The following is a 19,748-nucleotide window of genomic DNA, read 5'->3' on the forward strand; positions in this document are numbered from 1 at the left end:
ATGGCGCTCGTCCGTTCCAAATACCTACAAAAACAAGGAAAACACCCCCATGAAAAAAGCGACATTGATCGTTAGCTTTCTGTGCCTGTTCAGCGGCTACGCTGCGGCAGCCACGTCATCGCCAGAACAGGACGTGGCCAAGGCCGTCGATCAGCTGACCCAGGCCATGCTGCACAAGGACATCCCACAACTCCAGGCACTGGCTTCCGAGAAACTGACCTACGGGCATTCCAGCGGCAATATCCAAGATAAAAAAGCGTTCATCGCCGACATCGAAACCGGCAAGAGCGCGTTCAAGACCCTGGAAATGCAAAACCAGAAAATCACCTTGTCGGGCGATGTAGCGCTGGTGCGCAACCACTTCTCGGCGCAAGCGCTCAAGGGCACTGAGGTGGTGCCGACGGAAATCGAGAACTTCCAGATCTGGCAAAAGCAGAAAGACGGCAAATGGCTGCTGATCGGTCGCCAAGCGTTCCGCTTCTGATCGCCGACTGAATAAGGCGTTTTCTGTGGCAAGCCTGGGGGCGCGCATCGCCCCTTGGTTGGAAGCTAGCTTTCACGCCGCAGGAAACGCTTGGCTGAAGGATGTTCCCGTCAGTTCCCGGCCCACTGCTGCCGGTGCTCCAGCAAGAAGTCGACGAAAGCACGAACCCGTTGCGGCACATAGCGGCCGTGGGGGTACAGCAAGGTGAAGGGCCGAGACCGGCCACTGAACGGCCGCAGCACTTCCACCAGGCGTCCATCCGCCAGTTCCTGTTCGACGATGAACCGATACGTCTGGAACAACCCCGCGCCATGCTTGGCCAACGTCACCCCGCCCAGCACATCATCCGAGCAGCTATAGCTGCCCTGGCCGAAGACCTCCTGTTCCTTGCCATCGACAGTGAACAACCAGGAAATTCGCCGGCCGCTGCTGGGCAATTCGAATTGAATGCATTGGTGATCGTTCAGGTCTTCCAGGGTCTGCGGCGTGCCGGCCTGGCGCAGATATTCCGGGGTCGCGACCACCACCAGCTTCGCGTCTTCCAGCAGACGGGCGATCATCGAAGAGTCCGGCTGGGCCCGCACGCGGATCGCCAAGTCATATCCTTCGTCGACGAAATCGATGTTTCGATTGCCCAGGTGAATGTCTACGCTGACTTGCGGGTACAGCGCCCGGAACGCCGGCAGCAATGGCAGGATCCGGTGATGACCGTAGGTGGTCGGCAGGCTGATGCGCAGCTGACCGGACGGCACCGATTGAGCGCCCATCACTTCCTGTTGCGCCTCGACCAGTTGCGTCAGGGCCTGGCGACATTGCTCGAAATAGGTCCGGCCTGCTTCGGTGAGTCGGATGCTGCGGGTGGTGCGCACGAAAAGCCGCGAGCCCAGGCGCTCCTCCAGACGGAAGATCGAGCGGCTCACCGCTGCTGGCGTCACACCTGCCAAATTCGCCGCCGCCGTGAAACTGCCCGCCTCCGCCGCCATGCAAAACAGCTCTATGCTGCCTAACTGCAGATCTTCGAAATGTCGCTTCATGATTCGTTACGCCGCGTATCGACTGGAGTATGCAGATGCCTGTTTATCAGCCTGTGGCGTATAAATACAGTCTTTGCTTGCCCGGGAATCCTCCCGCGCATTTTTTATCAGCTGGAGTGCAGCATGCCTTTCGTCAATGTTCGTATCACTCGCGACGGGGTTACCCGTGAGCAGAAAGCCCAGGTTATTTCTGAAATTACTGAGACGTTGCAGCGGGTGCTGGGTAAGGATCCGCATCTGACCCATATCGTGATCGAGGAGGTTGATACGGATAATTGGGGGTATGCGGGGATGACGGCTACTGAGGCTCGAAGTCAGCCCAAGCAGTAGTGGCGTGGGCTTAGTTGGGGTCGCGTCTTCCCTGTGGGAACGGGCTTGCTCGCGAAGACGGTGGCACTGCCAGCGCTGATGCAAGCTGATCCACCGCTTTCGCGAGCAAGCCCGCTCCCAGAGGGACTTTGCAACGGCCACAAATCTGCCTATCGATACACCTGGCTTGCTCGCACCGCTCCTGTTTTATTGAGCCTCAAAGCGAGTAGGAAATACCGGCCTGTACGGTTCGTGGTGCGCCGGGGTAGGCGTAGACGTTACCGAATGCGCCTTCTTCGTAGTCGGCGTCGAACAGGTTTTTCAGGTCCAGGTTGAGGCGGATACGTTCGTTGACCTTGTAGTAACCGAGCAGGTCCACGACGGTGTAGCTGTCCATGGAGAATGCACTGGCCGCCGTCTGGCCGGCCCGCTCGTCCACGTACTTGGCACCGACACCCAGGCCCAGGCCCTTGAGGCCGCCGTCTTGGAATTCGTAGACGTTGAGCAGGCTGAAAGAATTCCTGGGCACGTTGAGCAGTCGGGTGCCGGTGGGGATGTTGATGTCCTTGGTGACTTGCGCATCGACATAGGCGTAGCCACCTATCACGCGCCATTGCGGCGTCAGGTTGCCTGCCACGTTCAGGTCAAAACCTCGGCTGCGCACTTCGCCAGCGGCCACGCTGAAGGTCGAATCCACCGGGTCAGTGGTGAGCACGTTACGTTTTTCGATCTGATACACCGCCGCATCGACGCTCAACTGACCGTCCAGGGCTTCCCACTTGACCCCCATCTCATAGGACTTGCCCTCCTCCGGCTTGAACCCGCCACCCGCCCGGCTGGCACCGTTGTTGGGCTTGAAGGAACGGGCCGTGTTGGCATAGACCGCGACGGTGTCGCTCAGGTCGTAGATCAGCCCCAATCGCGGAGTGACGGCATTGTGGCTGGTGTCCCAATTTCTGCTGCCGGGTGGATTCTGCGGCACGAAGCTCTCGTATTCATGTTCGAACCGCTCGAAACGCGCACCGGCCAACAATTTCAAACGTTCGGTGAGCGCCACCTGGTCCTGGACGAACATCCCGAATGTCTTGAGGTTTTCCTGGTCGTCGGTGGGTGTGCGCGTCAGCGCGGGGCGGGGCTGCCCATACACCGGATCGAAGATGTCGATCGGGTAGGCACCGGTCCCGGCAGCCGAACGCTGGATGATGGATTGGTAGTCGTAGTCTTCATACTCGATGCCGGTCAGCAACGTGTGTTCGAACCCACCGGTGGAGAAATGTCCGGTGAGGTTGAGCTGGGTGTCCCGGTCGGTCCATTCCAACTTGCGATAGTTGAAGTTGCGTCCCAGAGTGCGCCCATCCGCCGCGATGCCATTGCCTTCAATGGCATTGCCCTGCAACGAGCCCTCCAGCCATTGGGTACCGCCGGCCAGGGTCCAGTCGTCGTTGAGCATGTGCTCGAAACGCACCTGCAGCATGTTGTTGTCGTTGTGCAATTTACCGGCGTCTTTTTCACCGAAGAAGGTATCGCGCGAAGCGCTGCCGCGCTGGCCGGCATAATGGGTCAAACCCCGGTCCAGCGGCGCATTGTTGCGCATGAAGTCGCCTTCGAAAGTCAGGCGCGTGGTGTCGTTGACCTGCCAGGTCACCACCGGCGCAATGCCGTAACGCTCAGTCTCGACGTGGTCGCGAAACGTGTCGCCACCCTCGCCCACCACATTCAAGCGATAGGCCAGGTTGCCTTCCTGATCCAACGGCCCGGAGGCATCCAGCGTACCGCGACGCATCCCCTGATCGCTGACTTGGCTACCGAGGGTCACCGTGCGCTCGGCCAACGGCTGTTTGGACACCACATTGAAAGTACCGCCCGGATCACCACGCCCATAGAGCATGGTCGCCGGACCACGCAGCACTTCCAGCCGCTCGATGGTGTTGGCGTCCGGCATGTTCGGGTAGCCACGGTTGATCGGGAAACCGTTGCGGTAGAACTCCCCGGTGGTGAAGCCGCGTACCGTGAAAGTGGTCAGACCCTGACCGCCAAAATTATTGGCCCGGCCTACGCCTCCGGCGTAATCGAGGGCGTCCTGTAGGCGCGTGGCGCCGAGGTCTTCGACCACGTCACGGGACACTACGGAAATGGATTGTGGGGTTTCATGGATCGCCGTGTCGGTACGGGTGGCGCTGGCTGAACGGGTGGCGTGGTAGCCCTTCACCGGTCCCTGTGCTGATTCATAGTCTGAAACGCCGACGATATCCGTGGCTTGCAGCTCAAGGGTCGCCGGGGTGGCAGGCATTGACTCTTCTGCCCAGGTGGAAACGGAGTAAGCCTGGAGCACACACAGTGAAACGAGAATCCGACGCATCGATGCACAATCCTAATGGAAAAAAGCCACCACATTTGGAGGCTGACAAGAATGTGTCGCGAAAGATACAACAACTCATTCCTGTTTGATATTTATTCCCATTAACGCTGGGTGTTTTTGTGACTGCTTAGTCAGCCAAAAGCAGACTAAACCGCCGCAATCGACTCCTGCTCCACCCGCTGGAAGAACACCTGCGCACGATGATCCTGGGTATAAGCCACGTTCAACCGCAACCAATCGCACGCCTCGCCCTGGGGCAGGAACGTCGAGCCCTGGGACAGTTGGATTTGCAGCTCCCGGGCGATCTGCTGCGCCCGTTGTGCCGCCAGCCACCGCGGCCTGGCCCAGACGAACAGGCCCCCCATCGGCTCGGCAAACACCTCCCAATGGGCGGGGTCCAATTGCCGAAGCGTGCTCGCCATCCGCTTGTTCAGGCGCTGGCGCAAGCGCTGGATCAGCTTGCGATAAGCGCCATTGGCCAACAACGTCGCCACCACATTTTCAGCCAGCAGCGAGCAGCCGATGCCAGTCACCATCTTGACCTCGGCCAGGCGCTGGATGATTTCGGGTTGGGCAACCACATAACCGATGCGCAGCGAACTGGACAGCGTCTTGGAAAAACTCGCCAGGTAAATCACCCGGTCCAGGGCATCCAGGGACGCCAGTCGCGACGTCGGGCCATTCTGGAAGTCGGCGTAGATGTCGTCCTCGATAAGACGAAAGTCATGTGCCGTTGCCAGTTGCAGCAGCCGATAAGCCACGCTGGGGGCCAGGCTGGTGCCGGTGGGGTTTTGGTACATGCTGTTGATGAAGAAATACGACGGCTTGTGCTCACCGAGCAACTGCTCCATCTGGGCGATGTCGGGGCCTTGGGCTGTTCGCGGCACTGCCAGGGTCTTGACCCCATGCAATTTCAGCAGGTTGAAAAGGTTGTAATAGCCGGGGCTTTCCACCAGCACCAGGTCACCTGGCTTGAGCAGGGTTCGCACCAGCAGGTCAAGGCCCTGGCTGGCGCCTTGGGTGGTGATGATTTGCGCCGGGTCGACGTGAATGTCGATCAGGCCCAAGCGTTTTTGGATGTGCAGGCGCAGCTGAGGCGAGCCCAACGGGGTGCTGTAGTTGAACAGGGCGTGGTTGTCGCTGCGCACCACTTGGCGGATCGCCTGGCCCAGGTCGGTGTCGTCGCGCCAGGCGTCGGGAAGCCAGCCACAACCGAGCTTGAGCTGCGTCGATGCATTATCGAACAACCGCCACGCCTCATTATCGGCTTCAGGTGCCGGCTCCATCGGCCGGGGCAACTGCTGCGCGACAAAAAAACCCGCGCCATGCCGGGACTCCAGCACGCCGCAGGCCACCAATTGATCGTAGGCCTTGATCACGCTCGACAGGCTCAGGTCATTTTCCCGGGCCAACTGGCGAATGGACGGCATTCGCGCCCCGGGGCGAATGCCATGGGCGGCTATCCAACCCTCGATGTGAGCCACGAGCTGCCGGATCAAGGGTTCGGTAACGTTGCGATCAATCTTCAGATCCACGGCTGGCACCCTTGACTAAGTGTTTTCTAATTTCGAGCGAACAGTTAAGCATAAATGGCCTGGGTCTGTTCCTTGTTTACGTTGTGCCCGGAAGTGATAGTCCCCGGGACTTCATGCGCACACTTAAGGAAAACCCTTGAACCCACAGCATCGACATTCCTGGGGACTGGCTTTCGGCCTTTGCCTGATCACCCTGGCGGTCAACCTGCAAGCGCCGCTGTACACCACTTACGCGCAGTTATCCGGTTACGGTGCCGGCGCCACGGCAGTGGCGTTTTCCGGTTACGTGCTGGGAGTGCTGCCGGTGCTGCTGGCCTTCGGCGGTCTGGCCGACCGGGTGGGACGCAAACCGTTGATCCTGGTCGCCCTCGTGCTGTCGATGCTGGCAACCGTGGTGACGTTGCTCTGGCCGAGCCTGGTGGCGCTGGGCGTGGCGCGATTGATGATGGGGGTCGGGACGGGGCTGGCCTCGGCCACGTCGACCGCCTATATGGCCGAACTCATGGCAACCGCCGACACCCGCGCGCCGGCCAACCGGGTCACGGCCAGCACGTCCCTGGGGTTTGGCCTGGGTGCGGCGCTGACCAGCCTGTTTTTGTACGCTCATCACAGCGTCACGCCCGGCAGTTTCTGGATGCAGTTGATGCTGGCCGCCAGCGCTATCGTCGTCGTGTGGCGGCTTCCCGACCCGGCGATAAAGAATCAAAACGCCCCCTTGCTGCGACTGCCGTTATTTCCGCGCGGCAGCCTGCCCTACAGCTTTTCCATGTTGCTGGCCTGGGCAACCTCGGGGTTGGTCATCGCCATCTTGCCGTCGGTGCTGGCGACCCATGACTTGCAGGGTTGGTCGGGCCTGTCGACCTTCACGGTGATCAGTTGCGGGCTGCTCTTCCAGCCCTGGGTTCGACGCATCTCTGCGGCCAAGGCCACGGCATTGGGGCTGGTGATCTTACCGTTGAGCTACGCCTTGCTGGCTTGGGGGGCGAGTGTCGGTTCGTTGACCGCCGTGCTGCTCGGCGCGCTGGGCGCCAGCAGTGCGTGTTATGGCTTTCTGTACCTGGGCGGGCTCTCAGCGGTCACGGCGATGGCCGGTGTCGAAAAGGCACGAGTCACCGCTGGATTTTTCCTGTTTGCCTATATCGGTTTCAGCATTCCGGTGGTGGTGACCGGATGGCTGGCGGATTATTTCGGCGCAGACGCGGCATTGGTCCTGTTTGGCCTGGCCTTGGCTGCCGGGGCGTGTGGTACGGGACTTATCATCGTTCGGACACAGGCCTACGTGACGCATCTGTCCCACGGCTTAACCAGGATTTCTGTGGCGAGGGATCGACCCGACCACTCATAGCCCCAACGACCATCCCGGCAAAGTCGTATACCATATCCGCATCTCAGCCGAACGATCCGCCGCCGTGACTTTATCCAAGTTCAACCTGCCCGACCTGGGCAATACCCCCTCCACTTCGGAGATCATCACCCGTCACCTGCGCGATGCCATCGTCGCCGGGCATTTTGCCGAAGACGAGCCGATTCGCCAGGACGACATTGCCCGTCAGTTCAACGTCAGCAAGATTCCCGTGCGTGAGGCACTCAAGCGCCTGGAAGCCGAGGGCCTGGTGATGTTCCAGCGCAATCGCGGGGCCATGGTCACGCGCATTTCCGAGGCGGAGCTGGCGCAGATGTTCGAAGTGCGAATGCTGCTGGAAGACAAAGTCCTGCGCCTGGCGATTCCGAACATGACCGAAGAAACGTTCGCCCGCGCCGAGAGCATCTGCCAGGAATTCATCGGCGAAGACGACGTGGGCCGCTGGGCCGAACTGAACTGGCAACTGCACGCCTGCCTCTACGAACCGGCGCAACGGCCCTTTCTGGTGGGCCTGATCCGTTCAGTCCACGACAAGCTGGAGCGTTACTTGCGCATGCAGATGAGCCTTTCGGCCGGCAAGGACCGCGCCGATCATGAGCACCGGGACATCATCAAGGCCTGTCGCGCCGGGGACGTCGAACGGGCGGTTGGACTGCTGGACGAGCACATCGCCGGGGTCTGCAAGACGCTGTTCGAGTTCCTGCCTTCCAGCCAATGAACCAGCGCTGTGCCGATTTCGTCATCAGCGGCGGATAAATCCATCAAGCCTTCGCCCCTCGGCGCGGGCCACGCTTGCCGTCACTCATCTGAACGGACGTGGCCCTCCCATGAAACGCATCACCGTGATCGATTCCCACACCGGCGGCGAACCCACTCGGCTGGTCACCGACGGTTTTCCTGACCTGGGCCAAGGCAGCATGGCCGAGCGCAAGCAGCGCCTGGCCGCGGAACACGATGCCTGGCGTACGGCCTGCGTGCTGGAACCGCGCGGCAGCGATGTGCTGGTGGGTGCGTTGCTCTGTGAACCGGTGGATCCGAGCGCCTGTGCCGGGGTGATCTTTTTCAACAACAGCGGCTACCTGGGCATGTGCGGCCACGGCACCATCGGCCTGGTGGCGTCACTGGCGCATCTGGGCAGGATCGGCCCCGGCGTGCACAGCATCGAAACCCCGGTGGGCACGGTGCAGGCAACCCTGCATGACGATCACTCGGTCAGCGTGCGCAACGTGCCGGCTTACCGTTATCGCCAGGCGCTGCGCCTGGAAGTGCCCGGCATCGGCCCGGTGGTGGGCGATGTCGCCTGGGGCGGCAACTGGTTCTTCCTGATTGCCGAGCATGGCCAACGCGTGGCGGGCGACAACCTCGATGCATTGACCTCCTACACGTATGCCGTGCAACAGGCTCTGGAGCAGCAAGGCTTTCGCGGCGAAGACGGCGGCTTGATCGACCACATCGAACTGTTTGCCGATGACCCTCACGCCGACAGTCGCAACTTCGTGCTCTGCCCGGGCAAGGCCTATGACCGCTCCCCTTGCGGCACCGGCACCAGCGCCAAGCTGGCGTGCCTGGCCGCTGATGGAAAACTGCAACCCGGACAGATCTGGCGGCAGGCCAGTGTCATTGGTAGCGAGTTCGAAGGCTCCTACGAACGCGCGGGCGAGCGCATCGTGCCGACCATCCGTGGCCGTGCCTACATCAGCGCCGAAACCACGCTGATCATCGATGCGAATGACCCGTTCGCCTGGGGCATTCGTCCATGAACCAAGGCCCAGGCGCCGACGTGATCGTCATCGGCGCGGGCATCATCGGCGCGGCCTGCGCCCGCGCGCTGGCGCAACGGGGCCTGAAGGTGCTGGTGCTGGACGCCGGCTGGCATGGCGCCACGGCGGCCGGCATGGGCCATTTGCTGGTGCTCGATGACAACCCGGCGGAACTGGCCCTCAGTCAATACTCATTACAGCGCTGGCGCGAGTTGTCCCCCAGTCTTCCCGATGGCTGCGCCTGGCGTAACAACGGCACCTTGTGGCTGGCGGCCAATGCCGAGGAAATGGCGGTGGCCCACAGCAAGTACCTGAACCTGCTGGCCCATGGCGAAGCTTGCGAACTGATTGGTAGCGCGGCCCTGCGCCAGCGCGAACCCGAACTGCGCAAAGGCCTGGAAGGCGGGCTGCTGATCAAGGGTGACGGCATCCTGTATGCCCCGGCTGCCGCTCGCTGGATGCTGGAAGAGGCGAATATTCGCCAACAACGCGCCCAGGTCATGGAGGTGGATGGCCCACGTGTGCGCCTGGCCGACGGTCGCTGGTTGAGCGCCGACGCCGTCGTCCTCGCCAACGGAATCCAGGCCACCGAGTTATGCCCGGAGTTGCCCATCGAACCGAAAAAAGGCCACCTCTTGATCACCGACCGCTACCCCGCCACGGTGGCCCATACCCTGGTGGAACTGGGCTATGTCACCAGCGCCCACAACGCCAGCGGGCCGTCGGTGGCGTGCAATATCCAGCCACGTCCAACCGGGCAGTTGTTCATTGGTGCGTCGCGGCAGTTCGGCACCGTCGACCCGCAGGTGGAGGGTTGGATGCTGGCGAAGATGCTCAAGCGCGCCGTCGACTACATGCCGGGGCTGGCGCAACTCAACGGCATTCGCGCCTGGACCGGTTTTCGCGCCGCCAGCCCCGACGGCCTGCCGCTGGTGGGGCAACATCCGCAACGCAAGGGCCTGTGGCTGGCGGTGGGTCACGAAGGATTGGGGGTGACGACGGCGCCCGCAACCGCTGATCTGCTGGTTGCGCAGCTGTTCAACGAAAACTCGCCACTGGCCCCTCAGGCTTACCTGCCACAGCGCTTCCTCGGAGAACCGGCCCATGCCTGACGCCCGACACAACCCCTTGTGGCGAGGGAGCTTGCTCCCGCTGGGGCGCGCAGCGGCCCCAACGTCGACTTGGCGACTCGGTGTGTCAGGACAGACCAAGGGGCCGCTTCGCAGCCCAGCGGGAGCAAGCTCCCTCGCCACGGGATCAGTGATTCTCCCTGGCCTTCATCTAACCAAGGGGTATTGGTTCCATGCCTGATCTATTCCTGGACGGCCGCCCCCTGTCAGTGGCCAACGGCACCAGCGTCGCGGCGGCATTGGCTTTGGGCGCGGACGGCTGCAGCCGCACGTCCGTCAGCGGCCAGCGCCGTGCGCCCTTATGCGGCATGGGTATCTGCCAGGAGTGCCGGGTGATGATCGACGGCCATCGCCGCCTGGCCTGTCAGACGGTGTGTCGCGACGGCATGCAGGTGCAAACCCGACCATGAACGAAACCACCGACCTGTTGATCATCGGCGCCGGCCCCGCTGGCATGGCCGCTGCGCTGGCTGCGGCAAACAGCGGCCAGCCCATCGTAGTGCTCGACGACAACCCGCTGCCCGGCGGACAGATCTGGCGCGACGGTCCCCAGGCCAGCCTGCCCGACACGGCTCGACGCCTGCGCGAGCAACTGCACGCCTGCGCCAACATCCGCTGCCATGCCGGCACTCGGGTGATCGCCTGCGCCGCCAAAAAAACCCTGCTGGTGGAAGATGCCGAGCGCGGCTGGCAGATCAGCTATGAGCGCTTGATCCTTTGCACCGGTGCCCGTGAACTGTTGCTGCCCTTCCCCGGCTGGACGCTGCCCGGTGTTACCGGCGCCGGTGGCTTGCAGGCGCTGATCAAGGGCGGCCTGCCGGTGCGCGGCGAGCGGCTGGTGATCGCCGGCAGCGGACCGTTGTTACTGGCCAGTGCCGCCACGGCCAAGCACCATGGCGCTCGCGTGCTGCGGATCGCCGAGCAGGCCAGTCGCGCCCGTGTGGGCGGCTTCGCCGCGCAATTGCCGCGCTGGCCGGGCAAGCTTGTGCAATCGTTCAGTCTGTTCGACGGTCATTACCGCACCGGCACTCATGTGCTGGAGGCCCTGGGGCGCGAACGGCTGGAAGGCGTGCGCTTGCTGCAACACGGCAAGATCGTTGAATTGGCCTGCGACCGCCTGGCCTGTGGCTTCGGGCTGATTCCCAACACCCAGCTCGGCCAGGCTCTGGGCTGCGTGGTGGAAGACCAAGGGCTGGTGGTCGACGCCTGGCAAGCGACCAGCCGCCGCGACCATTATGCTGCGGGCGAATGCACCGGTTTTGGCGGTAGCGAACTGGCGCTGGTGGAAGGCGCCATCGCCGGCCACGCTGCTGTGGGCAATAGCGCAGCCGCCCAGCACCTGTGGCCGCGCCGCGCACGTTGGCAAGGTTTCGCCCAGGCACTGAACAAAGCCTTCGCCCTCGACGCACGACTCAAGACCCTGGCCCGCGCCGACACACTGGTCTGCCGCTGCGAAGACGTGCCGTACGGCGAGCTCGTCGGGCATGGCAACTGGCGCGAAGCGAAACTGGCCAGCCGCTGCGGCATGGGCGCCTGCCAGGGCCGCGTGTGCGGCGCCGCGCTGGAGCATCTGTTCGGCTGGACCCCGCCCACACCCCGCCCGCCCTTCAGCCCGGCGCGGATCGAGACCCTGCTGGGACTTGAAGAAACACCGCCCACCTGAGCGCACCTGGACCTTTTGTGGGAGCGGGCTCGCTCGCGAAGACGTCAGCACAGTCAATATCAATGCAAGCCGAGCCACCGCTTTCGCGAGCAAGCCCGCTCCCGCAGTAGACCGAGTCGGCTCCAGAATTTTCCTGCCTCAATGGCTTTGGCTCTATGATCTGTGGATCTCTCGGATTGCAGGTGCCCATGTACCCCACGCTCACCTCCTTCGCCCCCTGCGACCTGGACACCCTGCTGCGCAGCCTGCAACCCATCGCGCCGCTGCTCGACACCCTCGCGGACGTGGTGTTTTTCATCAAGGACAAGCAGGCCCGCTACGCCTTCGTCAACCAGACCCTGGCCCGGCGTTGTGGCTTCAAGCACAGCGGCGATTTGTTGGGCCTGACTGCCGAGCAGGTGTTTCCCGAGCGCTTTGGCCCGCTGTATACCGAACAGGATCGGCGAGTGCTGGCCAGCGGGCGGGAGCTGGCCGACCAGCTGGAGTTGCACCTCTATTACGGCAACCAGCCAGTGTGGTGCCTGACCCACAAACTGGCCTTGCAAGACCTCAATGGCGAGACCGTCGGCCTGGCGGGCATTTCCCGTGACTTGCAGCTGCCCCAATCGAGCCACCCGGCGTTTCAAAAATTGGCGGCGGTGGATGCCCATATCAAACACCACTTCGCCCGCCCCATCAGCCTGGCCGAGCTGACCGCCATCGCCGGTTTATCGGTGGCGCAGCTGGAGCGGCACTGCAAGCGTATCTTCCAACTCACGCCCCGGCAGATGATTCACAAGGCCCGCCTGGAAGAGGCCTCGCGATTGTTACTGGACAAGGACCTGCCGATCACAGAGATCGCCTTGCGCTGCGGTTACACCGACCACAGCGCGTTCAGTCGCCAGTTCCGGGCGCTGACCAGCCTGTCGCCCAGTCAATACCGCGAATCTGCATTGGGCGTTGTTCCCTAACGGGGCGCCGGGCACCTGCGCTGCTCCTATCTGTAACACCTCAAACGCGCACGCCACCCCATCCCGCTGCCGCTCATTCAGTGCAGAAGCCTCTATTTCCGCTGTTTGGTGACGTTCTGGCGGCCGCAGCGCAGATAGGCACGCTGATTGCTTATCTAATATCGTATACGAAATCCTCAATACGATATCTCACCGCATTTATTCGACAGCGAGGCATTTATGAAAAACCCTGCATTGGCCGTAGCCCTCAGCGTTGTCCTCACACCCCTTTTCATCGCCCCCGCCCAAGCCGACAAACTCGACGACATCATCGGTTCCGGCAAACTGCGTTGCGCCGTGACCCTGGACTTCCCACCCATGGGCTTTCGCGACGAAAGCAATAAGCCGGCAGGCTTCGACGTGGATTACTGCCACGACCTGGCGAAGGTCCTCGGTGTAGACGCCGAAGTCGTGGAAACGCCTTTCTCCGACCGAATCCCCGCGCTGTTGTCCGGCCGCGCCGATGTCATCGTCGCCTCCACTTCCGACACTTTGGAGCGGGCCAAGACCGTTGGCCTGACCGTGCCTTACTTCGCCTTCCAGATGGTCGTGCTGACCCGCGACAACACCGGCATCAACAGCTACGCCGACCTCAAGGGCAAGGCCTTGGGCAACACCAGCAGCACCTACGAAGCCATCGCCCTGGAGAAAGACCAGAAGAGCTGGGGCAGCGGCAGTTTCCGCGCCTACCAGTCGCAGAACGACACGCTGCTGGCCGTCGCCCAAGGGCACATCGATGCGACCGTGGTCACCAACACCGTAGCCGCTGCGACGATCAAGTCGGGCAAGTACAAGGGCCTGAAGATTGCCGGCGACGCACCCTACGTCATCGACTACGTGTCCCTCGGCGCCAAGCGCAGCGAGTACGGCCTGCTCAATTACCTCAACCTGTTCGTCAACCAGCAAGTGCGCACCGGCCGCTACAAAGAACTGTTCGTCAAATGGGTCGGCACTGACATTCCGCCGGCCAACCTGACCGTTCCCCAGGTTTATTACTGAGGATCGGCGCATGCCAAGCACGCCTGTCCGTGTGAAAGGCCGCAGCCTGGTGGAGGGTGCCGCCCAGGGCGCCCTGCTGTTCGCCGACGTGGGCCTGAGTTTCTGGGGCGGCGTCGATCCGGCCAGCGGCGAAGTCATTGACCGTCATCATCCCCTGAGCGGCGAACGCCTGGCCGGGCGTGTGCTGGCGATTCCCAGCGGACGCGGCTCCTGCACCGGCAGCAGCGTATTGATGGAGCTGATCAGCAACGGCCATGCGCCCGCCGCCCTGGTGCTGGCCGAAGCCGATGAAATCCTTACCTTGGGCGTGCTGGTGGCAGAGGTGATTTTCCAACGCTCCCTGCCGGTCTTGTGCGTCGGGCACGAGGCGTTTGCCGGGCTGCGCGGGCAAGGATTTGTGCGGCTCGAAGGTGACGGGCTGACCTTGTCGGGCCGACGTCCGAATGATCAGTGGATTGCAGCGGATGTGCCCGCGCAGCCGTCCATGCCCTCCACCGTCAGCCTCACCGAACGGGACCGGGCGCTGCTCGACGGCCGTCATGGCAAGGCTGCCCAAGTGGCGATGCAAATCGTCCTGCGCATGGCCGACATCCAAGGCGCCACGCAGTTGCTGGACGTGACCCAGGCCCACATCGACGGCTGCATCTACACCGGTCCGGCCAGCCTGCGGTTTGCCGAACAATTGGTGCAGTGGGGCGCCAAGGTACACGTGCCCACCACCCTCAATTCGATTTCCGTGGACCAGCGCCGCTGGCGGGAACTGGGCGTCGATCCCGCCCTGGGCGAACCGGCCAGTGCCTTGGGCGACGCCTACATGGCCATGGGCGCGCAGCTGAGTTACACCTGCGCGCCCTACCTGCTGGACACCGCACCCAAGGCCGGCGAGCAGATCGTCTGGGCCGAATCCAACGCGGTGGTCTACGCCAACAGCGTGTTGGGGGCGCGCACGCAGAAGTACCCGGACTTCCTGGATATCTGCATCGCATTGTGTGGACGGGCGCCCCTGACCGGTTGCCATCTCGATGACCAGCGCAAGGCCAGGCTGATCATCGACGTGCAGCAGCCAGATAACGTGGACGACAGTTTCTACCCGCTGCTCGGCTATCACATCGGCAGCCTGACGGGGCGGCGCGTCCCGTTGATCGGCGGTCTGGAACAGGCCAACCCGACACTGGACGACCTCAAGGCATTCGGCGCCGCATTCGCCACCACCAGCGCCGCGCCGTTGTTCCATATCGCCGGGGTGACGCCGGAGGCCCTGGACCCGGACCACGTCGTGGAGTCTGGTATCCGCTTGCCAAAAGAAACCGTCGATGCCGCAGGCCTGCTCGCCAGTTGGCGCGAGCTCAACAGCGCCCGCGACAACCATGTGGACGTGGTTTCCCTGGGCAACCCGCATTTTTCCCTCAGCGAATTCGCGACCCTGGCGCCCCTCTGCGCAGGCCGCGTCAAACATCCCCAAGTGGTGCTGGCGATCACTTGCGGCCGCAGGGTGCTGGAGCAGGCCCGGCAGGCCGGCCACCTGGACGCCATCGAGGCGTTCGGCGCGGTGCTGGTGACCGATACCTGCTGGTGCATGTTGGGCGAACCGGTGATCCCGCCGCAGGCCACCACCCTGATGACCAACTCGGGCAAATACGCCCATTACGCACCGGGCCTGGTGGGGCGCGGGGTGCATTTTTCCAGCCTCGCGCAATGCATCGACGCCGCATGCGCCGCCACGACCCACGGCCAGCCGCCGGCATGGCTGCAACCCACCGCCCGCCTGGGGAACCCTGCACATGTTTGACTACAGTTTCCAATGGCGCCCGGCATTGCGTGCCCTGCCCGACATGCTCGCCGGGGCCTGGGTCACGTTCGAGACCGCTGCTTTGTCGATGATCTTCGGCGTATTGATCGCCCTGGTCTTGACCGTGATGCGCCAGGCCCGCCATCCGTTGCTGCGCGGCGTTGGCAATGGTTGGGTGTCCATCGCCCGCAACACGCCGTCGCTGTTCCAGATCTACATCCTCTACTTCGGCCTCGGTTCCCTCGGGCTGCACGTCAGTTCCTGGCTGGCACTGCTGGCGGGGATCACCTTCAACAATGCCGGCTACCTGGCGGAAAATTTTCGCGGTGGGCTCAAGGCCGTGCCCAGCACACAAATGCGCGCGGCCCGCTCCTTGGGCATGAGCGCCTTCCAGGCGTACCGGATGATCATCGTCCCGCAGCTGCTGCGCATCGTCTTCTACCCGTTGACCAACCAGATGGTCTGGGCGGTGCTGATGACGTCCCTGGGCGTGGTGGTCGGCCTCAATAACGACCTCACCGGCGTCACCCAGGAATACAACGTCAAGACGTTCCGCACCTTTGAATACTTCGCCCTTGCGGCCGTGCTGTATTACCTGATCGCCAAGTTGATCGTCGGGCTGGCCCGGCTGTTGTCTTGGCGCTTGTTCCGTTATTGAGGGCTCGTCATGTTTGAAACCAGCCTCACTATTAACGACTTGTTGTTCTTGCTCGACGGGGCCTGGGTCACGCTGCAATTGACCGCTTGGTCGATTCTGCTGGGCACCCTGGCCGGGTTGCTGTTCGGACTGTTGCGGGCGCTGATGCCGCGCGCCAGCCTGCCGCTGGCCTGGGTCCTGGACGTGTTTCGCAGCGTGCCCCTGCTGATCCAGTTCGTGCTGTTCAATTCCCTCAAGAGCATCGCGGGGCTGGACCTGAGTGCCTTCGCGGTCGGCTGCATCGTGCTGGGGGTATACGCCGCCGCGTACTTCACCGAAATCGTCCGCGGTGGCGTGCTCGCCGTGCCATTGAGCACCCGCCGGGCCAGCCGTTCCCTGGGCCTGAGCTACCTGCAGGACCTGCGTTTCATCGTCCTGCCGATTGCCACGCGGGTGGCCTTTCCCGGCTGGCTGAACCTGGTGCTCGGCGTGATGAAGGACACCGCGCTGGTGATGTGGATCGGCATCGTCGAATTGCTGCGCGCTTCGCAAACCATCGTCACGCGCATTCAGGAACCCCTGCTGGTGCTGTGCATCGCGGGCCTCTTTTACTACGTCATGAGCCTGGTGGTCGCCCGCCTCGGCGCACGCCTGGAAAGAAGGTGGCAGGAAAATGATTGAGATCGAAAACGTACACAAATCCTTCGGTGACCTGGAAGTGGTCAAGGGCGTGAGCCTGACGGTGGACAAGGGAGAAGTGGTGTCGATCATCGGCGGTTCCGGCTCTGGCAAGTCGACGCTGCTGATGTGCATCAACGGCCTGGAGCCGATCCAGAAAGGCAGCATCCGCGTGGACGGTATCGAGGTTCATGATCGCGCCACCGATCTCAATCGCTTGCGGCAGAAGATCGGCATCGTGTTCCAGCAATGGAACGCCTTCCCCCACCTGACCGTGCTGGAAAACGTGATGCTCGCGCCGCGCAAGGTGCTGGGCAAGAGCAAGCAGGACGCCGAGGCCCTGGCGGTGCAACAGCTCCAGCACGTGGGTTTGGGGGACAAGCTCAAGGCCTTCCCCGGCAAGTTGTCCGGCGGCCAGCAGCAACGCATGGCCATCGCCCGGGCCTTGGCGATGTCACCGGACTACATGCTGTTCGACGAAGCCACCTCGGCCCTGGACCCGCAACTGGTGGGCGAAGTGCTGGACACCATGCGCATGCTCGCCGAAGACGGCATGACCATGGTGCTGGTGACTCACGAGATCCGCTTCGCCCGGGATGTGTCCGATCGAGTGGCGTTCTTTTGCAACGGGCGAGTCCATGAAATCGGGCCGCCGGACCAGGTGATCGTCAACCCGGTGCAGCCGGAGACGGCGGCGTTTCTCAAGTCGGTGAAATAGCGGATGGCCTCTTCGCGAGCAAGCTCGCTCCCACACTGGCTAGTGCACACCATTGAACCCTGTGGGAGCGGGCTTGCTCGCGAAAGGGCCCTACAAGACAACACAAGGATCGATCCATGCGCTCATCCAGAATCATCCATGTAGTCAGCTGCCACGCCGAAGGCGAAGTCGGGGATGTGATTGTCGGCGGCGTCGCCCCGCCACCCGGCGCCACGGTGTGGGAACAGTCGCGCTGGATCGCCCAGGACCAGACCCTGCGCAACTTCGTGCTCAATGAGCCCCGGGGCGGCGTATTCCGCCACGTCAACCTGTTGGTGCCGGCCAAGGACCCACGGGCGCAAATGGCCTGGATCATCATGGAACCGGCCGACACCCCGCCGATGTCCGGTTCCAACTCGCTGTGCGTCGCCACGGTGCTGCTGGACAGCGGCATCCTGCCGATGACCGAACCCCAGACCCGGCTGGTGCTGGAAGCGCCGGGCGGATTGATCGAAGCCGTGGCCGACTGCCGCGACGGCAAGGTGCAGCGAGTCGAAATCAAAAACGTGCCCTCCTTCGCCGACCGCCTCGACGCCTGGATCGAAGTCGAAGGCCTGGGCTCGCTGCAGGTCGACACCGCTTATGGCGGCGACAGTTTTGTCATCGTCGATGCCCAGCGCCTCGGCTTCGCCATCCGCCCCGACGAAGCCGCCGAGTTGGTGGCGGTAGGCTTGAAGATCACCCGGGCGGCCAATGAACAACTGGGCTTCGTCCATCCGCTGAACCCCGACTGGTCGCACATCTCGTTCTGCCAGATCGCCGCGCCCATCGTCCAGGAGAACGGCATCGCCACCGGCGCCAACGCTGTGGTGATCCAGCCCGGCAAGATCGACCGTTCCCCCACCGGCACCGGCTGCTCGGCGCGCATGGCGGTGCTGCATGCCAAGGGTCTGATGCAGGTTGGCGAACGCTTCATCGGACGCTCGATCATCGGTTCTGAATTCCACTGCCGCATCGATTCGCAGACTGACGTCGCCGGACGCCCGGCGATTTATCCGTGCATTGCCGGACGGGCGTGGATCACCGGCACGCATCAGTTGCTGCTGGACCCGGCCGATCCGTGGCCGCAGGGCTATCGGCTTTCAGATACCTGGCCTGGCGCATGAATTTCCGATTCACACACCCCTGTGGTGAGGGGATTTATCCCCGCTGGGCTGCGAAGCAGCCCCCCTACCCCCGGATAAACCGAGCTGCCTGAATCAGGACCGCTTCGCGGCCCAACGGGGATAAATCCCCTCGCCACAAACCATTAACCACCGGAGACAATCCATGAGCAAACGCATCAACTGGAGCGGCGTTTTCCCCGCCGTCACCACGCAATTCAACGATGACTTTTCCATCAACCTGGAAAAAACCCATCAGGTGATTTCCAACGTCATCCGTGACGGTGTGTCGGGCCTGGTGGTCTGCGGTTCCGTGGGGGAAAACACCTCCCTGAGCGCCGAGGAAAAAATCGCCGTGACCGAAGTCGCGGTGGACGCCTCCCGTGGCCGGGTGCCGGTGATTTGCGGCGTGGCCGAGTTCACCAGTTTGCAAGCCGCGAAAGTCGCCCACGCGGTGCGCAAGGTCGGCGTCGACGGGGTGATGCTGATGCCGGCGCTGGTCTATGGCTCCAAGCCGTTCGAGACCGCCGAGCACTTCCGCTACGTGGCCCGGCATGCCGACGTGCCGTTGATGGTCTACAACAACCCGCCCATCTACAAGAACGACGTGACCCCGGACATCCTGATTTCCCTGGCCGACTGCGACAACGTGGTGTGCTTCAAGGATTCCTCAGGCGACACTCGGCGTTTCATCGACGTGCGCAATGAAGTCGGCGATCGCTTCGTGTTGTTCGCCGGCCTGGATGACGTGGTGCTGGAGAGCCTCGCGGTGGGCGCCGAAGGTTGGGTTTCGGGCATGTCCAATGTGTTTCCGAAAGAAGGCGAGACGATTTTCCGCCTGGCCCGCGCCGGACGTTTTGCCGAGGCGATGCCGATCTATGAATGGCTGATGCCGATCCTGCACCTCGACGCCCGCGCCGACCTGGTGCAATGCATCAAGCTCTGCGAAGCCATCGCCGGCCGCGGCAGCGCCCTCACCCGCCCACCGCGCCTGGCCCTGCCGGACGAAGATCGGCTGTATGTGGAGCAGATCATGGCCAAGGCCATGGCGAACCGGCCAGCGTTGCCGGATGTGGGGCTTTAGGACATAGCCCAGCGCTCCAGGTAAATAAAAACCATGTGGGAGCGGGCTTGCTCGCGAAGGCGGTTTGTCAGATAT

The 19,748-nt window shown here is 62.8% G+C and carries 19 protein-coding genes; 16 read left to right on the forward strand and 3 right to left on the reverse strand.

Features of this window, described 5'->3' with window-relative positions; all coding sequences use genetic code 11:
- Window positions 1-49 precede the first annotated feature (49 nt).
- Window positions 50-484, forward strand: coding sequence for a nuclear transport factor 2 family protein (locus PFLQ2_RS12375; RefSeq protein ID WP_003182396.1), 435 nt, complete (start codon window positions 50-52; stop codon window positions 482-484).
- Between the two features lie 110 nt (window positions 485-594).
- Here the strand turns inward: PFLQ2_RS12375 and PFLQ2_RS12370 are convergent, their stop codons facing one another.
- Entirely contained in the window at window positions 595-1,518 is a 924-nt protein-coding gene (locus PFLQ2_RS12370) for a LysR family transcriptional regulator (RefSeq protein WP_003182398.1), read from the reverse strand.
- A 123-nt stretch (window positions 1,519-1,641) separates the two neighbouring features.
- On the opposite strand from PFLQ2_RS12370, the gene PFLQ2_RS12365 reads away from it, so the two are divergent.
- Window positions 1,642-1,848: a tautomerase family protein gene (locus tag PFLQ2_RS12365; protein ID WP_003182400.1), complete on the forward strand. Its 207-nt coding sequence runs from the start codon at window positions 1,642-1,644 to the stop codon at window positions 1,846-1,848.
- A gap of 196 nt (window positions 1,849-2,044) precedes the next feature.
- Here PFLQ2_RS12365 and PFLQ2_RS12360 read toward each other — a convergent pair whose 3' ends face one another.
- Window positions 2,045-4,186 (reverse strand): TonB-dependent siderophore receptor, encoded by a 2,142-nt coding sequence (locus PFLQ2_RS12360; RefSeq protein WP_003182401.1) that lies wholly within the window; start codon window positions 4,184-4,186, stop codon window positions 2,045-2,047.
- Window positions 4,187-4,332: 146 nt separating this feature from the next.
- The gene (locus tag PFLQ2_RS12355; RefSeq protein ID WP_003182403.1) at window positions 4,333-5,721 is read right to left on the reverse strand and encodes a PLP-dependent aminotransferase family protein; all 1,389 of its coding nucleotides are present in this window, start codon (window positions 5,719-5,721) and stop codon (window positions 4,333-4,335) included.
- A 136-nt stretch (window positions 5,722-5,857) separates the two neighbouring features.
- Between PFLQ2_RS12355 and PFLQ2_RS12350 the strand changes: the two genes are divergently transcribed.
- From PFLQ2_RS12350 to PFLQ2_RS12285, 14 genes are all read left to right on the forward strand, one after another.
- Window positions 5,858-7,066: an MFS transporter gene (locus PFLQ2_RS12350; protein ID WP_003182405.1), complete on the forward strand. Its 1,209-nt coding sequence runs from the start codon at window positions 5,858-5,860 to the stop codon at window positions 7,064-7,066.
- 64 nt (window positions 7,067-7,130) lie between these two features.
- Window positions 7,131-7,802 (forward strand): GntR family transcriptional regulator, encoded by a 672-nt coding sequence (locus tag PFLQ2_RS12345; protein WP_003182408.1) that lies wholly within the window; start codon window positions 7,131-7,133, stop codon window positions 7,800-7,802.
- Window positions 7,803-7,911: 109 nt separating this feature from the next.
- Entirely contained in the window at window positions 7,912-8,844 is a 933-nt protein-coding gene (locus PFLQ2_RS12340; protein ID WP_003182410.1) for a 4-hydroxyproline epimerase, read from the forward strand.
- A complete protein-coding gene (locus tag PFLQ2_RS12335; protein ID WP_003182411.1) occupies window positions 8,841-9,956 on the forward strand; it encodes an NAD(P)/FAD-dependent oxidoreductase in 1,116 nt (371 codons plus the stop codon). Before PFLQ2_RS12340 ends, PFLQ2_RS12335 begins: the two co-directional genes overlap by 4 nt.
- Before the next feature lie 191 nt (window positions 9,957-10,147).
- Window positions 10,148-10,384 carry a 2Fe-2S iron-sulfur cluster-binding protein gene (locus PFLQ2_RS12330; protein ID WP_003182414.1) on the forward strand — a complete coding sequence of 79 codons (237 nt, stop codon included), beginning with the start codon at window positions 10,148-10,150 and terminating at the stop codon, window positions 10,382-10,384.
- Entirely contained in the window at window positions 10,381-11,637 is a 1,257-nt protein-coding gene (locus tag PFLQ2_RS12325) for an NAD(P)/FAD-dependent oxidoreductase (protein WP_003182417.1), read from the forward strand. Before PFLQ2_RS12330 ends, PFLQ2_RS12325 begins: the two co-directional genes overlap by 4 nt.
- 188 nt (window positions 11,638-11,825) lie before the next feature.
- On the forward strand, window positions 11,826-12,587 hold the full coding sequence (locus PFLQ2_RS12320; protein ID WP_003182418.1) for an AraC family transcriptional regulator: 762 nt from the start codon (window positions 11,826-11,828) through the stop codon (window positions 12,585-12,587).
- 219 nt (window positions 12,588-12,806) lie between these two features.
- Complete coding sequence (locus PFLQ2_RS12315; protein WP_003182419.1) at window positions 12,807-13,625, forward strand: transporter substrate-binding domain-containing protein; 819 nt, start codon at window positions 12,807-12,809, stop codon at window positions 13,623-13,625.
- Window positions 13,626-13,635: 10 nt separating this feature from the next.
- Window positions 13,636-15,414, forward strand: a complete 1,779-nt coding sequence (locus tag PFLQ2_RS12310) for an aconitase X (protein ID WP_003182421.1) — start codon at window positions 13,636-13,638, stop codon at window positions 15,412-15,414.
- Entirely contained in the window at window positions 15,407-16,072 is a 666-nt protein-coding gene (locus PFLQ2_RS12305; RefSeq protein ID WP_003182423.1) for an amino acid ABC transporter permease, read from the forward strand. Before PFLQ2_RS12310 ends, PFLQ2_RS12305 begins: the two co-directional genes overlap by 8 nt.
- 9 nt (window positions 16,073-16,081) lie before the next feature.
- A complete protein-coding gene (locus PFLQ2_RS12300; RefSeq protein WP_003182424.1) occupies window positions 16,082-16,732 on the forward strand; it encodes an amino acid ABC transporter permease in 651 nt (216 codons plus the stop codon).
- The gene (locus PFLQ2_RS12295) at window positions 16,725-17,447 is read left to right on the forward strand and encodes an amino acid ABC transporter ATP-binding protein (protein WP_003182426.1); all 723 of its coding nucleotides are present in this window, start codon (window positions 16,725-16,727) and stop codon (window positions 17,445-17,447) included. The genes PFLQ2_RS12300 and PFLQ2_RS12295 overlap by 8 nt, the downstream gene beginning before the upstream one ends.
- A gap of 116 nt (window positions 17,448-17,563) precedes the next feature.
- Entirely contained in the window at window positions 17,564-18,592 is a 1,029-nt protein-coding gene (locus PFLQ2_RS12290) for a trans-3-hydroxy-L-proline dehydratase (RefSeq protein ID WP_003182428.1), read from the forward strand.
- A gap of 163 nt (window positions 18,593-18,755) precedes the next feature.
- Entirely contained in the window at window positions 18,756-19,673 is a 918-nt protein-coding gene (locus PFLQ2_RS12285) for a dihydrodipicolinate synthase family protein (protein WP_003182429.1), read from the forward strand.
- The last annotated feature ends 75 nt before the right edge of the window (window positions 19,674-19,748 follow it).

It is taken from the genome of Pseudomonas fluorescens Q2-87, assembly GCF_000281895.1.
In the GTDB taxonomy this organism is placed as follows: Bacteria; Pseudomonadota; Gammaproteobacteria; order Pseudomonadales; family Pseudomonadaceae; genus Aquipseudomonas; species Aquipseudomonas fluorescens_S.

Coding starts and splice junctions, on each gene's coding strand:
- PFLQ2_RS12375 (WP_003182396.1), top strand. CDS start 50: ATGAAAAAAGCGACATTGATCGTTAGCTTTCTGTGCCTGTTCAGCGGC.
- PFLQ2_RS12305 (WP_003182423.1), top strand. CDS start 15,407: ATGTTTGACTACAGTTTCCAATGGCGCCCGGCATTGCGTGCCCTGCCC.
- PFLQ2_RS12365 (WP_003182400.1), top strand. CDS start 1,642: ATGCCTTTCGTCAATGTTCGTATCACTCGCGACGGGGTTACCCGTGAG.
- PFLQ2_RS12325 (WP_003182417.1), top strand. CDS start 10,381: ATGAACGAAACCACCGACCTGTTGATCATCGGCGCCGGCCCCGCTGGC.
- PFLQ2_RS12285 (WP_003182429.1), top strand. CDS start 18,756: ATGAGCAAACGCATCAACTGGAGCGGCGTTTTCCCCGCCGTCACCACG.
- PFLQ2_RS12290 (WP_003182428.1), top strand. CDS start 17,564: ATGCGCTCATCCAGAATCATCCATGTAGTCAGCTGCCACGCCGAAGGC.
- PFLQ2_RS12370 (WP_003182398.1), bottom strand. CDS start 1,518: ATGAAGCGACATTTCGAAGATCTGCAGTTAGGCAGCATAGAGCTGTTT.
- PFLQ2_RS12360 (WP_003182401.1), bottom strand. CDS start 4,186: ATGCGTCGGATTCTCGTTTCACTGTGTGTGCTCCAGGCTTACTCCGTT.
- PFLQ2_RS12340 (WP_003182410.1), top strand. CDS start 7,912: ATGAAACGCATCACCGTGATCGATTCCCACACCGGCGGCGAACCCACT.
- PFLQ2_RS12320 (WP_003182418.1), top strand. CDS start 11,826: ATGTACCCCACGCTCACCTCCTTCGCCCCCTGCGACCTGGACACCCTG.
- PFLQ2_RS12315 (WP_003182419.1), top strand. CDS start 12,807: ATGAAAAACCCTGCATTGGCCGTAGCCCTCAGCGTTGTCCTCACACCC.
- PFLQ2_RS12310 (WP_003182421.1), top strand. CDS start 13,636: ATGCCAAGCACGCCTGTCCGTGTGAAAGGCCGCAGCCTGGTGGAGGGT.
- PFLQ2_RS12300 (WP_003182424.1), top strand. CDS start 16,082: ATGTTTGAAACCAGCCTCACTATTAACGACTTGTTGTTCTTGCTCGAC.
- PFLQ2_RS12295 (WP_003182426.1), top strand. CDS start 16,725: ATGATTGAGATCGAAAACGTACACAAATCCTTCGGTGACCTGGAAGTG.
- PFLQ2_RS12335 (WP_003182411.1), top strand. CDS start 8,841: ATGAACCAAGGCCCAGGCGCCGACGTGATCGTCATCGGCGCGGGCATC.
- PFLQ2_RS12330 (WP_003182414.1), top strand. CDS start 10,148: ATGCCTGATCTATTCCTGGACGGCCGCCCCCTGTCAGTGGCCAACGGC.